We start from the raw sequence: 14,305 nt of genomic DNA, 5'->3' as shown, positions 1-14,305 counted from the left end.
GCGCCGCTTCCTCGCTCGCGGGCGATTACGCTCCGCGAATATGCGTTTTGTCGAAGCCCGGCGGATCGAACCAGTTGCCGCCGCTGGACATCCACGTCGAATCGAGCGGAACCCATTCCTTCGACTCGGCCAAGTACACTTCGTTCCAGGCGTGCGGGCCGTAGCCGCCTTGACCGTCGTAGCCGAGTCCGGTCACCACCTTCACGTCGAGGCCGACCGCCCGGGCCATGACCGCGTACAGCCGCGAATAGTCGATGCAAACGCCTTTGCGCGTGGCGAACGTCTCCTCCGGGGTTTGCTCCTTCCAGATCCGCTTTTCCTCGTACAGCCGCACCTTGTCCCAGTCGTACTGCACGCGGGAGCCGACCCATTGGTACAGCGCCCTCGCCTTCGCTTCGTCGCTCGTTTTCGACGCCGTAATCTGCTTCGCCGCCTCGGCGATATCGTTCGGGATGCGGGCGTCGATCACCTCGTATTTGCGCTGCAAAATATGGTTGAACTCTTCCCCGACCGCTTTCGCGAACACCGGCAGCCGGCTGGCCAGCAAATCGCCGCCGACCGGCGCGATCACCTGGGTCGCCCCCTGCATGTACAAGCCCGACGACTGCACATACTTCGTGAACGGCGATGCGGGGTACATCGCCGTGTACACGAACAGGCAGCCGATCAGCAGCAGCGCCCGCCCGCAGCCGATCAGCGAGCCGATCGCCCCGCCGACGCCGCTGCTCACCCACGTCCGGCCGCCGCCCCCGAAGGCGCCGAGCAGGCCTGTCCGCATCGCGGCGAACAGCCAGACGCGAATCAAAATCGTTTTGCACGCCAAGTAAACGACGACGAACAAAGTGCCGATCCGAAGCAGCGGAAAATCGCGTACGCCGGTGACGAACGTATACGCCATTTGCCGGAAAAACCCGATCTCCTCGTTCGGAATGGCGATCTTCTTGGAGACGAGCCACGATTGCAGCGCCGGCGAAAGCGAATCGGCCAGCTTCCAGGCGACGATGACGCTGACGACCGTCGCGACGCCTTCCGCCGCGAACATCATAAACCGCTGCGCGGAGCCCGACGCTCCCCGGACCGCGCCTTGAACGACGGATGCGAGGACGATGCAAACGAGAACGACCGAAACGAGGTTGACGGAAACCGATTGGAACCACAATGCGGCATCGTCCATCAAACATTCCTCCCTTCGCTCCAGCTTGAACCGAATCGAACCGGTTTAACCGTTCTTTTGGGCCGTCTCGACCGCTTTTTTGAGCACGTCGTCCAGCGTAAATTCGGCGGATACGCCGGCAATCGTAATTTTGACCTTGTCGGAGCCGTTTCGGCCGTCCAGCCGAATGCCGCCGGCCGTAACCGTATAGGTGCCGTCGCCGTTGTCTTTGTATGCGGCGTCTTTGCCGGCGAGCCCTTGTATCGCCTTCTCCTTCAGGTCGCCTACCGCTTCCTTGGCGGTCGCGGCCACGTTTTCCCCGATGTCTTTCAGCTGCTCGGTGTACGTCGAGCCGTAATAAATCAATCCGGCTACGATGGCGAGAACGAGGACCCACTTCAGTACCGTTTTGACGATTTTAATGACGACGAACAGTACGACGAGCGCGACGAGCACGACAAGCCAGCGGTCCTGCAAAAAAAGTACGAGCTGATCCATGAAACGTTCATCCTTTCGACCGGTCGGTGATCATTGGGCGAGCAATGGCGGGAACCTCCCGCGATTGCCGCCGGGCGCGGGGCGCGAACGAAAGCCGGCTTCCGCGATCGAGCCGGAGCCTCCGAACGGCCAAACTCGCATCGTTGTCACAATTAGCTTATCATACAAAACCGTTTCCGCAAAGCAATCGGCCTTCCGCCGCCGGCATCCCGGAACGGTTTCCCGTCCCGTTCCCGCATCCCCCGTCCGCGCCTCCCCGCGAAAGTTCGCCGTTCAGGCATAACGCGCCGGACAAAGACGTACAAGTATGGTGAGGCTTACTCGAAGGGGGCTACTGTATGAAGACGGCCATTTGGCTCTACTTGTTCATGTTCGTCGCGTTTTTCGATCTGCACGCCCAATATCCGATTCTTACCCCGTTCGCCATCTCGCTCGGAGCCGCCCCGACGTTTATCGGCTGGATGATGGGCATGTACTCGCTTACCCATCTTCCCGGCAATTTGCTGGCCGGCTATTGGGTCGACCGGTACGGCAGCAAGCTGTTCATCTGCTTCAGCCTGCTGTTTGCGGGCGTGCTGCTGCTGTTTCAATCGCAGGTCGAAGGGCCGTGGCAGCTGCTGCTCATCCGCTCGATCAGCGGCTTCGTCCTCGCCTTTTTGTCCCCCGCCTGTCTCGCGATGCTGGCCAAGCTGGGCTCGAACCGCACGCAGCAGGGCAAGCTGATGGCGGGAAACGGGCTCGTCCATACGCTCGCATCGGTCGTATCGCCCGCGGCGGGCGCGCTGCTCGTCGCCAAAGTCGGCTTTACGACGGCGTTCGGCCTGCTCGGTCTGGCGCTCGTCACGATCGGCGCCTGCGCCTTTTTCTTTATTCGCGATACGACGCCGGTCGCGGCCGGCCACGGCGGCGTTGTCCCCGTAGTCGGCCATCTTAAGCCGAACGCGGCGCTGCGCCGCCCGGACTCGCCGGACGGCGGCGGCATTCCGTGGCTGTTTTACGGCGTGCCGCTCGGACTCGCCTGCTCGCAGGGCATATTGTATTTCGAGCTGCCGCTCATGAAATCGTCGCAGCAGTCGCTGCTCACGTCGGGCCTGCTGTTTTCGATCGTCAGCATCGGCGCGCTGTGCACGCTCAGCCTGCTGTTTCTGCAAAAATATTCGCCGTTCGCCCGCACGGCCGTCGGCGCCTTCGCGCTGGCCTTGGCGTTTTTCGGGCTGGCCGTCGGCTGGCCGGTCCCGCTGACGTTTTCCTTGTTTTTGATCGGCATGGCGAAAGGCATCGTCTTCCCGGCCATGGCGACATTGCTCGCCAGCGTTTCCAGCGCCAGCCGGTACGGCCGCGTCTTCTCGTTCATGGCCATCTCCTCCTCGCTGGGGGCGTTCATCGGCCCCGTTCTGGCCGGCCAGCTGCGTCATGCGATCTCTCCGTATTTCATCGCCTTCGTCATCCTGATGCTTGCTTTGACGCTTCTTGTTCCCGGCAAAATCGGCACGGCCGGCGACGCTCCGCCGGTCGCGGATTGACGGGACGTTTGCCGGCCGGGCGCGGACAGTCACCCATTTTGCCCAAGTGCGGGCGAATGCACAGTCGTTCAGCCCGGGGCGCCAATACGATAGTAGTGTCAAATCGACAAATCTTTGCAGCCGAGAAGGGGTGAATGATACATGTCGCATTGCGAACCCGGAATCGGAGGGTTGTACACTTCGACGGCGATTATCCTTGTTCTGTACATCCTGCTCGTCATCGTTTTGCGCTCGGGCTGGTTTTAATCCGCACGCCTCCCGAGCCGCCGGATGAACCGAACGCGCGACAGAAGCCGTTCGCACGAAGCGACGGCTTTTCGCCGTTTCATCGCCGGTCGACGCGGCGTTAATCGTTAACGTGCTTAACGATTCGCCTCCATTCGACACCCGCGCGAAGCGTCCGCTCCCCGTTCGCCCCGTCTTCTCCGCACGATCGACATTTCCCGGGAAATCCGCCGCTCCCCGTACTTGTTTGTCGGATCGCCGATTCGCTATACTGGTAAAAACGACAATGCGATGCAAACAAGCCGCTTTCGGGGGGTGCCGACATGTCGATCGCGATCATCGTGGAAGGGAAAAACGACAAAAGCAGGCTGCGCCGGCTGCTCGCCGACGACATTTTAATATTGTGCACGAACGGCACGCTGAATACGGACAAGCTGGAGCAGATCAAAAAGAAGATCGGCGGGCGCGACGTTTACTTGTTCACCGACAACGATCCGTCCGGCAAACGGATTCGCGGCATTTTGCGCGACGCTTTTCCGGACGCGGAGCAAATTTATACGCGGCGCGGTTATGCGGGCGTGGAAGGAACGCCGGACGAATATATCGTACAGCAGCTCGAAAAAGCGGGACTGGACGAATTTATCCGTTATCCGGAGCAGGGGCCGATAGCGTAGCCGGGGTTGAAGCAATAAGGCTTCTGTCTGCGGCTTCGGTGCCGGCGTCGGCGGTTAAGCCCGGATTCGCGCACAAAAAGCCCGCAGGTCGAATCGACCCGCGGGCTTCGGCGGCTTTACGCCACAAATTGGAGCAAATAGATGACGAACGTCACCGTGAAGATGCTGAACACGGTCGAGGAAAACACCGCCTGGGACGAAAACTCCGGCTCGTTGTCGAATTCGACGGCGAGCAGGACGCTGCTGAGCGACGTCGGAACGGCGCACGACAAAATGAGCGCCTTCGCCATATCGCCGTGGAAGCCGAACGCCAGCACGATCAGGAAGCCGAGCAGCGGGCCGACGCACAGCCGCAGCACGTTCGAAATGGCGACGTCGCGCAGCTTCAGCTGCCACTTCATGCTCCCGAGCTGCACGCCGAGCGTCGTCAGCGCCGTGGCGATAAACCCTTTGGCGATGTAGTCGACCGAGATGTAGATCGGGTGCGGCACCGGGATATGCAGCCCGCGCATGAACAGGGCGATCGGAATGACGTAGATGACCGGCATTGTAAGTATCGTTTTCAGCGTGTCCTTCAGCTTCTGCCGGTGCGCGTTGACCGCATAAACGCCGTACGTGTTCGGGATCAAGCTCTGCATCATCATGATGATGATCTGGATCGACAGCGTGAACGGGTCGCCGACGAAGACGAGCTGATTGAGCGGAATCGCATAGTTGGCGCTGTTGTAAAAAATGACGCTGTTGCGCATGGCGCTGCGCATCCCGTCCTTATACCCGCGCAGCCGCATGACGATTTCGACGACGCCGAACATGGCGAAGAAGAACGTGAAAAAAAACAGCAGCACCTGCGACATGATTTTGAGCGAAAGCTGCGATTCGTACAGCATCTGGAACATGATCGCCGGCGAAAACATGTAGAAGTTCAGCTTCGACAGCGTCTTGATATCCAGCTTGAAGGCGCGCTGCAGCACGACGCCGAGGGCGATGAGCAAGCTTAACGGCACGACATTGTTCAGAAGTATGTGAACGAAATAAGACACCGGGCGCTACCCTCTTTTGTTGAAGTTACGGTCACGGCTTGGCCACCGTTTTCACCGCTTCGGCGACGAGCCGGTAGTTCAAATTGCCGTCGGCGGCCACAAAATATTTGCGGATGTTGCCCGAGCGGTCGACGAGCGCGACGGAATTTTGATGCGCGAAGTTGCCGTTCGCGTCTTTCACGACCGATACGCCGTATTTCAACGCCAAATCTTTGACCGCCTTTTCGTCGCCCCGCAAAAACTTCCAGCCTTTCGGATCGGCATTGAAGCGCGCCGAATATGTTTTCAGCTGCTCGGCCGTATCCCGGGCCGGATCGAAGCTGATCGAATACATGACGGCGTCCGTGCCGAGAAGGTTCGCCTTTTGCAGCTCCTCCTGCACTTTGGACAGCTCGAACGTCGTCGGCTGGCATACGTCCGGACACGTCGACCAAAAAAAGTAGACGAGCCGCACTTTGCCGTTGTCGTCGGAAAGCCCCGTCATGGTGCCGTCGACGTGCTCCAGCTTGAAATCGGCCGCTTGTTTGATGACCGGGTAGCTTTCCCCGCCCCCGCGCGATTTATAGATGAAACCGGCCGCGGCCGCGACGACGAGAACGGCGGCCAACACTTTGAACCAATGCTTTTGCCAAAAAACGCCCATAATCTTCTCCCCCAGACCGCTATAAATTGCATAAGTCCTCGAACCTTCCCGCTTCCAGAAAAAAGAACAAGCTTGCGAAAGCTTGTTCCGTTTTGACGCGGAACGGGCCGGCTTTGGGCCGGCCGTCCGTTATTTACGCGCGAATCGTATCGAGAATCATGACGATGAACAGCAAAGGCAAGTAGTTGATCGAGAACACGAACATCCGCTTCGCCCAATTATCGTCGTCGTTCGTTTTAAAGCCGGCCAGGCCGATAAACGTCCAAATGAGACCGAGCACGATCGCCGCCACGAGATAAATTTCGCCTACGTAGCCGTACGCGTACAGCAGCAGCGATACCGGCACGAGCATGACGAGAAAACGAATCATGTGCATTTTCGTCAGTTCGTTGCCGTGCACGACCGGCAGCAGCGGAAAGCCGGCGGCGCGGTATTCTTCCTTGCGGCGAATGCCGAGCGCCCAAAAGTGCGGCGGCTGCCAGAAAAACAAAATGCCGAACAAAATCCATGCGCCCATATCGAGCTGCCCCGTGACGGCGCAATAGCCGATTACCGGCGGCATCGCCCCCGAGATGGCGCCGATCGTCGTGCTGAGCGGCGAAGTGCGTTTCAGCCAAGCGGTATAGACGAGCACGTAGACGAGCAGGCCGACGACGCCGAGCAACCCGCTGAGCGGATTGACGAGCAGACTGAGTACGCTCAAGCCGGCCACGCCGAGTATGATTCCGTACCAGAATACGACTTTCGGATCGACAATGCCCGTCGGAAGCGCGCGTTTGCGCGTACGGGACATTTTCGTATCCATATCGCGGTCCAAATAGTTGTTGAGCACGCAGCCGGACGCCATGACGAGCAGCGTGCCGAGCATCGCGTAAATCATGAGCGGAACGTCGAACGTTCCCCCCGCGTTCCCCGAAGCTACCCAATAGCCGCCGAACGCGGTAATGATGTTCGAAAACAAAATGCCCGGCTTGGCGAGCTGAATGAAGTCTTTCAAAGTCGCTTTTCTTATGGCGGCAGGCGCTTCTTGCCCTTCGGCGGCAGCGGCGCTGTCGATGCTGAGCTGATTGTCCATAATAGCGTCAAACCTCCCGAACGCTTCCTTCGACGCCGTTCGTTGCGGCGTTGTCAAAACATATCATAGCAACCCGGGCCGTTTTTTACAATAAACGGTGTCCGAATTCATAATTTTGTCGATAATGGTGTCACGTTTCCGCCATAAGCCCATACACTGTATATGTAGGTTTTCGCCTATGCCCGGGCGGAAACAAAGGGCAACCATTTCGAAGGAGGCTCAACCTAATTATGATGAACGCGAATGCTTTCAGGCAGAGCGCCGCGGCGCCGCAGTACTATTATTATCCAATGGGGACGCAATCATCCGGTTCCGGTTCCGCACCCGGCTCCGGCACTCCCGTCTACCAGACTCAACAGGCGGCCACGCCGCCCGGAATTCCGCCCGGCACTCCGAGCGGATTGCCCGCCGGAATGCCCACCGGTGTTCCCGGAGCGTATCCCTCCGCGACGTATACGCCGCCCGGCATGCTCCCCGCCGAAGAATCCTTTGTGGAAAACATACTTCGCCTGAACCTGGGCAAGACGGTCACCTTATACATGACGTACGAAAACAACAGCCAATGGAACGCGAAAATTTTCCGCGGCGTGCTGGAGGCCGCCGGGCGCGACCATATCATCATCAGCGATCCGAAAACGGGCATGCGTTATTTGCTGCTTATGGTCAATCTCGACTACGCTACGTTCGACGAGCCGCTGCAGTATACGTACCCGTTCCGTTAAACGGGCAACGATTAAGACGGTTAACGTTTCCGAAAGTCCGAAAGGGCACGAAAGACGCCTCCATCCCGGCTCCCGTAGACGGTTTGGAGGCGTCCTGCTTTGCAGGCGGACGGCATTTCGCCCTTTCGCCGGACAGCCGCGATCGTCCGGCGGGCGTCCGCCGTTCCGTTTGCCTGCCGGAGCGGAAGCTTTACATCGGCGCAACCTCGGCCGGCACCCGTTCGTACGCCAGCAGCACGCCGAGCTGTCCGCGCGGGTCGGAGATGAACCGCTCGTAGGCGGTCGCCGCCCGATCGACCGGCACGGTGCTCGTAATCATCGAGCCTACGCGCACTTTGCCGTCGGCCAGCAGACGGACGTATTCGCCCATATTGCGTCCTTCCGTCCAACGCACGTAGCCGATCGGATAATCGACGCCGGCTTTTTCGTACGTCGGATCGTAGCGGCCCGGTCCGCCGGCGCGGGAAATGAGTACCTGAATCTCCTTGTTGAACATCGCGTTCCGGTCGAATTCGGTTTTCACGTCGCCGACGATGACGATTTTGCCGCGATCGCGCAGCCATTCCATCGACTGGTCGATCAAGCCGCCCGCCTTGCCCCCGGCGCAAACGAACACCGCATCTGCGCCCGCCCCTTCGGACCGGATGCGGATCGCTTCGGCCAGCTCCTCGGCGGTCGCGCACGCCCAGCCGGCGCCGCTCGCCCGCAGCTGCTCCCCCCGTTCGGGCAGCAGATCGAAGCCGATGACCCGGAAACCCGCCGAGTTCGCGATTTGGCACAGCAGCTGGCCGAGTATGCCGAGGCCGACGACGACGGCCGTTTCTCCGAAACGGAGATCGGCTTGGCGCAGCGCATGGATGGCGATCGCCCCGTGGGCGACGAACGCCGCCTCGCGCATGTCGACATGGTCCGGAAGCGGCGCGACCAAATGCTTCGGCACCGCGATCCGCTCCGCATGCCGGACGAACGGCGCGCCGTAGCACGCTACGCGCTGTCCGACAGCCAGCTTGTCCACCCCTTCGCCGACTTCGCGGACAATGCCGGCCGAGCTGTACCCGAGCGCGAGCGCTTGTTCGACATGCTTGCTCCGGTCGATAATAAGCATTTCCGTGCCCGGACTGATCGCCGAATAAACGTTTTCCACGATAACGAAATTTGTATCGCATGCCGGTTCCGGCATTTGCTCCGTATAAATCCGGCCTTTCCTCGACGTTACCACCTTCATGCTGTAAGCTCCCCTGCTTCATTAATGTCGTAAAATTTTCCGTACATATTTAGTAGTTTAGCTTTCCGGCGGTCGCAGGTCAATTCCGCTTCGCGGCGGCGAAAACGGGACGGCCGGAAACGCGGCGAAGGGCTCCCCGCAGCCGCGAATCGCGGACGCGGAGCAGCCCTTCGGCTTCAACCGGTATGACATTCCTCCCGCCTGCGCAGCGAGGAAGGCAAGATGTTCAGCTCGTCGCGATACTTGGCCACCGTCCGTCTGGACAGCGTGACGCCTTGCGCGGCCAGCTCGCGGGCGATTTCGCGGTCGGAATACGGACGGCTTTTGTTCTCGCCTTCGATCAGCCGCCGGATGCGCAGCTTGACGGCTTTCGCCGACACCGTCCCGCCGCCTTCGGACGCGAGGCCGGACGAGAAAAAAAATTTGAGCGGGAACACGCCGTGCGGGGTCCGGACCGATTTATCGCGAACGGCGCGGCTCACCGTCGACTCGTGAATGCCGAGCTTTTCCGCGATCGTCGCCATCGTCATCGGCCGCAGCGCCCCGACGCCTTCGGCCAAAAAATGCGGCTGTTCCTCGAACATCGCCCGGATGACGCCGGACAGCGTCCGCTGGCGCATGCGCAGGCAGCGGATCAGCCATTGCGCCGACTGCAGCCGGCCGGTCAAAAAGGCGGACGCTTCGGGCGGGACCGGACCGTCGAGCAGGCGGCAGTAGTCGCCGTTCAGCGACAGCCGCGGTACGCTCGCCGGGTTCATCTCGACCGCAAAGCCGTCCGGCGCCGCCTCCACGACCGCGTCGGGCACGACGTAAACGGGCGGCTCGTCGCTTGCCGACAAGCCCGGCCTCGGGTCGAGCCCGCGTATATAGCTCGCCGCCGCCGCGACCTGCGCTTTATCGGCGCGCAGCGCCCCGGCGATCGCGTCCAGCTTCCCGCGGGCGAGGTGCGGCAGGAAGCGGTCCGCGATATCGCGGGCGAACGGCGCGGGATTACGGTCGCGGTCGATTTGCAGCAGCAGGCATTCCCGCAAAGTTCTCGCCCCGATGCCGGGCGGATCGAGCGATTGCAGCCGTCCGAGCGCCTCCGCGGCCGTCCGTTCCGTCACGCCGAGGGCGGCGCAGACGTCTTCCAGCGGGACGTCCAGGTAGCCGCTTTCCGTGACGTTGCCGGCCAAATAAGCCGCAATCCGGTACAGCTCGGGCGGCAGCGCCAGCTGGCGCAGCTCGCCCAGCAGCCGCTGCTCGAGCGAAACGCGGCCCGCGTCGGCGGCGTTCCGGAGCGGATCGTAGTCCGCGTCCGCCGTACGGCGCACGGCGCGGCGGCCGTATGCGGACGGTTCGGACCGCCGGATCCGCCCGGGCCGCTCGTCGCAGTCGAGAAGCGGATTGTCCAGCGCCTGCTCCTGCGCGTACCGGAACAGCTCGTCGCCGGACATCGCCAATATGCGGATCGATTGCTTCAATTCGGGGGTGATCGCGAGTTTCAGATGCTGCTCCTGCAGCAAGCGCGGGCCGATCAACGCCTTCGCCTCCGTTTCCGGTAGTCGCTGTCTCCATTATAAGCGACGCGCGAACGAAACCGTTACCATTTTTCCGAGACGAGCTTCGCCTGCGTAAACAGCAGCAGGTAGTCGCGTCCCCCGGCTTTCGAATCGGTGCCCGACATGTTGAACCCGCCGAACGGATGCGTTCCGACAAGCGCCCCGGTGCATTTCCGGTTGAAGTACAGATTGCCGGCGAAAAAATGCCGCCGCGCCAGCTCGAGATGGGCGCGATCATTCGAAATGACGGCGCCCGTCAGCCCATACTCGGTATCGTTCGCCATCTCGAGCGCCTCCTCGAACGAGCGCGCCTTGATGAAGGCGACGACCGGCCCGAAAATTTCTTCCTGGGCGATCCGTGCCCGCGAATCGACGCCTTCGAAAATGGTCGGCTCGATAAAATAGCCGTTCGGATCGCCCGTGCCGCCTCCCAGCGCGAGACGCCCCTCGCCTTTGCCGATTTCGATATATTCGCGAATTTTCGCAAACGCCTTGTCGTCGATCACCGGTCCGACATTCGTTCCGGCGACGGCCGGATCGGCCGTGACGAGCTTCCTCGTCCGTTCGACGACTTTCGCCAGCACGTCGTCGTATACGTCCTCGTGGACGATCGCGCGCGAGCAGGCCGAGCACTTTTGCCCGGAAAAGCCGAAGGCGGAGGCGACGATCGCGTCGGCCGCCAGCTCCAGGTCGCATTCGGCGTCCACGACGATCGAGTCTTTGCCGCCCATCTCGGCGATGACGCGCTTGATCCATTTTTGGCCGGGAGCGGTTTTCGCCGCCCTTTCGTTAATGCGCAGCCCGACGTCGCGCGAGCCGGTGAAGCTGATAAACCGCGTCTGCGGATGGTCGACCAAGTAATCGCCCACTTCGCCCCCGGGTCCCGGCAAATAGTTGACGACGCCGTCCGGCAGCCCGGCTTCTTCGAGCAATTGGACGAATTTCGCGGCGATGACCGGCGTCGGGCTGGCCGGCTTCAGAACGACCGTATTGCCGGCGACGATCGCCGCCGTCGTCATTCCGGCCATGATGGCGAGCGGGAAATTCCACGGCGGAATGACGACGCCGACGCCGAGCGGAATGTAGTACAGCTCGTTGTCTTCGCCCTCGATGCGGGTCAATGGCTGCGGCAGCGCAAGCCGTTCCATTTCGCGTCCGTAAAACTCCATGAAATCGATCGCCTCCGCCGTGTCGGCGTCCGCCTCTTCGCGCGTTTTGCCCGCTTCCAGCGTCAGCCACGCGGAAAAATAATGCTTCCGGCGGCGCATCAGCGCGGCCGCTTTGTACAAATAGCGGGCCCGTTCGCGGGGATCGGCATGCCTCCACGTCTCGAACGCGCGGGCGGCGGCTTCGATCGCCCGTTCGGCGAGCGCCGTGTCCGCCTGCGACACGGTCCCGATCAGCTGCGCCGTCGACGCCGGATTGACGGACTTCGCCGTGCGTTCCGTCGCGATGCGCTCCCCGCCGATGACGAGCGGGTACCCGCGCCCGAGCTCGGCGCGGACTTGCCGCAGGGCGGCCTCGTATGCCTCGTTGTTCCGCTCGTCTTTGAAATCGGTAAACGGCTCGTTCGAAAACGGTGTTCTCATTTGACGGCTCCTCCTTCCGACTTATCGGAAAAGTATCGTTGCTCCCGAGAGCGATTTCGCGGCGGCGCCAAGCATGCGGTTGCCTCGGTCGTCCGCCGATCCCGCTCCCGATAACGATCAAGCAAGTTCCGTGCCAGCTTCATCGATCCGGGAAGCGGAATCCGAAAACGCCGCGAACGTTTGGCACGATTCGTGCTTCTTCATAAAATGTATGAACGACGATCCGAAAGGGGAACTGCCCGTGAGCATCGGGACCGAGCTTTACCGCAAAACGCTGTTGACGATCGCCGGCAGCAAAGCCGTGGAAGCGCTGTCGCTCAAATACGGACAAAAGCTGGCGAGCAAATTTATCGCAAGCCCGACGCTGCAAGGCGCCTTGGCGGAGGTGGAGGCGCTGAACCGCAAAGGCATACTGGCCACGCTCGACCATCTCGGGGAAGGAATCCGGCATTTGGACGAGGCAAGCGGCTACCGCGACGAATACATCGAGCTGATCGAAGGCATCGTCCGGTCCGGCGTCCGATCGAACGTATCGCTCAAGCCGACGCAGATGGGGCTCGCCCTGGATCCGGAAGCGTGCTATGCGAACATTCGCGCGGTCGTCGCCAAGGCGAGCGAATCGAATATGTTCGTGTGCATCGACATGGAAAATTCGCCCCATACGCAGGCGACGATCGACATCGTTCGCCGGCTGCGCGCCGAGCGGCTGACGAATGTCGGAACGGTCATCCAGGCTTATTTGCACCGGAGCGAAGCGGACGCCGCCGAGCTGCTTCGGGAAGGCGTTCGGCTGCGGCTCGTAAAGGGCGCCTATAAGGAGCCGGCCTCGATCGCCTATCAAAACGCCGCCGAAGTCGTGCGCCGTTTTCAGGCGTTGATCGGAGCCGCGCTGGACAGCGGCGTTTACACGGCCGTCGCCTCGCACGACGACCGCATCATCGCCTGGACCAAAAGCTATGCGGCCGGGCACGGCATCGCGAAGGACGCCTTCGAGTTTCAAATGCTGTACGGGCTGCGGATGAACGAGCAGGCGCAGCTTGCCGCCGAAGGCTACCGGGTCCGCTGCTACGTTCCGTACGGCTCGATGTGGTACCCGTACTATACGAGGCGGCTGGCGGAGAAGCCGGCCAATTTGTGGCTCGTCGTCAAAAATATGTTCCGTTGACGTTGACGTTGATGTCCGGGCCTTCGATCGGGAAAGCTCGGCGGGGTGCTTTAGCGAAGGGGGATCTCCCCGTCTCGCGCCGTGCCGGCTGACCGCGCCGGACGTCGTGCCCGCGTGGCTCGGACGGCCGCCGCTTCGTTGAACGCACGGCCGGCATTCGCGCGCGTTTGAGGTTAAAGATTCGGCCGGGGAAACGGTTCGGGTGGCGGTGAAGCTTCCGTTGTCGGTGACGCTTCGGTTGGCGGCGACGCTTTGGTTGGCGGTGATGCTTCGGTTGGCGGTGACGCTTTGGGTATCGGCATGTGCTTGACCACCGTCATGGGACGCCGAACACCGCTCGCTGGGAGCTTCGCGCGTTGCGGGCTTAGCAGAGTTTTGGGACTGCTAAATAGGCGACGGCAAAGGACGGGAGACAATTAAGGGGCTTTTGCATCTCTTATTTCGTGGCAGCAGGCCGGTCTGACCCGAAATGCGCCGAAAATGCGCCGAAAAAAGGTTCAAACGTCCGCTATTTTCGTCTCCCCTCCCTTGAACCGTAAAATAAGATGCCCAAACGTCCGCTATTCCGGACGTCTGTCGCAAGCAAAAGCCGCCGGCGCAGCTGAAAAGCATGCGTCGGCGGCTTTGCTGTTTGTTAAGCCGTCTAATTCGGTGGACACGGCGGTAGACTGTATCATTTTTTGGACAGTCGGAGCGCGATGGCCGCCTTCAGCGCTCGCAGGCGGCGCTCCCGCTCCAGCAGCAGCCGCTCCGCTTCGGCGAGCGCGATTTCCGCGAACCGGATCGTCTCCCCCGGCATCGTCTGGGCGACGAGCGGAATATCGACGGCGGCGACGTGGGCGATGCGCGGGTATCCGCCGATCGTCTGCCGATCGGCCAGCAGCACGATCGGCTCGCCGTCCGGCGGCACCTGAATCGTCCCCTCGCCGACGCCTTCGGACAGCAGCTCCAGCGGGGCGGCGAGCGCCAGTCGCGGCCCCCCGAGCCGGCAGCCCATCCGGTCCGACTGCGGCCGCACCGCGAACGGCTCGCGGAACAGCCGCTCCCGGCTGTCCGCCGTGAATCGCTCGAATTCGGCGCCGCGCACGACGCGCACGACCCGCTCCGCCGCACGGCGCCCATCCGCCGCTTCCATCCGGAAGCGCGGCGGGACGAACCAGCTCGCGGCGGCGAAAGGCGCGGCGGCGTTGCCGCCGGCAGCGCCCCGCGCCGCATCCGGCGCCGCGTCTTCC

Annotated in this window: 13 protein-coding genes and 1 pseudogene; 5 read left to right on the top strand and 9 right to left on the bottom strand. The window is 61.7% G+C overall.

The genetic code is table 11. The features are described from left to right. Window positions 1-25: 25 nt before the first annotated feature. Together PV407_RS10625 and PV407_RS10620 are read right to left on the bottom strand one after the other, a co-directional pair. Window positions 26-1,174, bottom strand: a complete 1,149-nt coding sequence (locus PV407_RS10625) for a transglutaminase domain-containing protein (RefSeq protein ID WP_332089893.1) — start codon at window positions 1,172-1,174, stop codon at window positions 26-28. A 45-nt stretch (window positions 1,175-1,219) separates the two neighbouring features. Further along, on the bottom strand, window positions 1,220-1,651 hold the full coding sequence (locus PV407_RS10620; RefSeq protein WP_332089892.1) for a hypothetical protein: 432 nt from the start codon (window positions 1,649-1,651) through the stop codon (window positions 1,220-1,222). Between the two features lie 338 nt (window positions 1,652-1,989). Here PV407_RS10620 and PV407_RS10615 point away from each other — a divergent pair, with 338 nt between their 5' ends. The 3 genes from PV407_RS10615 (at window position 1,990) to PV407_RS10605 (ending at window position 4,073) form a co-directional block, all read left to right on the top strand. Continuing rightward, window positions 1,990-3,174 carry an MFS transporter gene (locus PV407_RS10615; protein ID WP_332089891.1) on the top strand — a complete coding sequence of 395 codons (1,185 nt, stop codon included), beginning with the start codon at window positions 1,990-1,992 and terminating at the stop codon, window positions 3,172-3,174. Between the two features lie 141 nt (window positions 3,175-3,315). Beyond that, window positions 3,316-3,420, top strand: coding sequence for a sporulation protein YjcZ (locus PV407_RS10610; RefSeq protein WP_332089890.1), 105 nt, complete (start codon window positions 3,316-3,318; stop codon window positions 3,418-3,420). 302 nt (window positions 3,421-3,722) lie between these two features. Beyond that, window positions 3,723-4,073 carry a toprim domain-containing protein gene (locus PV407_RS10605; RefSeq protein WP_332089889.1) on the top strand — a complete coding sequence of 117 codons (351 nt, stop codon included), beginning with the start codon at window positions 3,723-3,725 and terminating at the stop codon, window positions 4,071-4,073. Window positions 4,074-4,189: 116 nt separating this feature from the next. Here the strand turns inward: PV407_RS10605 and PV407_RS10600 are convergent, their stop codons facing one another. The 3 genes from PV407_RS10600 to cyoE all read right to left on the bottom strand — a co-directional run bounded on the left by PV407_RS10600 (window position 4,190) and on the right by cyoE (window position 6,831). Next, window positions 4,190-5,113 (bottom strand): AEC family transporter, encoded by a 924-nt coding sequence (locus PV407_RS10600; protein ID WP_332089888.1) that lies wholly within the window; start codon window positions 5,111-5,113, stop codon window positions 4,190-4,192. Window positions 5,114-5,144: 31 nt separating this feature from the next. Further along, on the bottom strand, window positions 5,145-5,756 hold the full coding sequence (locus PV407_RS10595) for an SCO family protein (RefSeq protein ID WP_332089887.1): 612 nt from the start codon (window positions 5,754-5,756) through the stop codon (window positions 5,145-5,147). Window positions 5,757-5,889: 133 nt separating this feature from the next. After that, entirely contained in the window at window positions 5,890-6,831 is a 942-nt protein-coding gene (gene cyoE, locus PV407_RS10590; protein WP_332089886.1) for a heme o synthase, read from the bottom strand. A gap of 233 nt (window positions 6,832-7,064) precedes the next feature. Between cyoE and gerQ the strand changes: the two genes are divergently transcribed. Beyond that, a complete protein-coding gene (gene gerQ / locus PV407_RS10585) occupies window positions 7,065-7,553 on the top strand; it encodes a spore coat protein GerQ (protein ID WP_332089931.1) in 489 nt (162 codons plus the stop codon). Between the two features lie 190 nt (window positions 7,554-7,743). On the opposite strand, the gene PV407_RS10580 is transcribed toward gerQ, so the two are convergent. From PV407_RS10580 to pruA, 3 genes are all read right to left on the bottom strand, one after another. Beyond that, window positions 7,744-8,778, bottom strand: a complete 1,035-nt coding sequence (locus PV407_RS10580; RefSeq protein WP_332089885.1) for a zinc-dependent alcohol dehydrogenase — start codon at window positions 8,776-8,778, stop codon at window positions 7,744-7,746. A 176-nt stretch (window positions 8,779-8,954) separates the two neighbouring features. Continuing rightward, the gene (gene rpoN / locus PV407_RS10575; RefSeq protein ID WP_332089884.1) at window positions 8,955-10,298 is read right to left on the bottom strand and encodes an RNA polymerase factor sigma-54; all 1,344 of its coding nucleotides are present in this window, start codon (window positions 10,296-10,298) and stop codon (window positions 8,955-8,957) included. Between the two features lie 62 nt (window positions 10,299-10,360). Next, window positions 10,361-11,908, bottom strand: a complete 1,548-nt coding sequence (gene pruA, locus PV407_RS10570; RefSeq protein WP_332089883.1) for an L-glutamate gamma-semialdehyde dehydrogenase — start codon at window positions 11,906-11,908, stop codon at window positions 10,361-10,363. A 241-nt stretch (window positions 11,909-12,149) separates the two neighbouring features. Here pruA and PV407_RS10565 point away from each other — a divergent pair, with 241 nt between their 5' ends. Beyond that, entirely contained in the window at window positions 12,150-13,073 is a 924-nt protein-coding gene (locus PV407_RS10565) for a proline dehydrogenase family protein (RefSeq protein WP_332089882.1), read from the top strand. A 673-nt stretch (window positions 13,074-13,746) separates the two neighbouring features. Here PV407_RS10565 and PV407_RS10560 read toward each other — a convergent pair. Then, window positions 13,747-14,305: pseudogene (locus PV407_RS10560) on the bottom strand (KipI antagonist); the annotation flags it as partial.

The sequence above is a fragment of the Paenibacillus sp. GYB003 genome, assembly GCF_036577625.1.
Taxonomy (GTDB): domain Bacteria; phylum Bacillota; class Bacilli; order Paenibacillales; family NBRC-103111; genus Paenibacillus_AB.
Note: the sequence above shows the minus strand (reverse complement) of the source record. Positions and strands in the feature narration are given on the sequence as shown.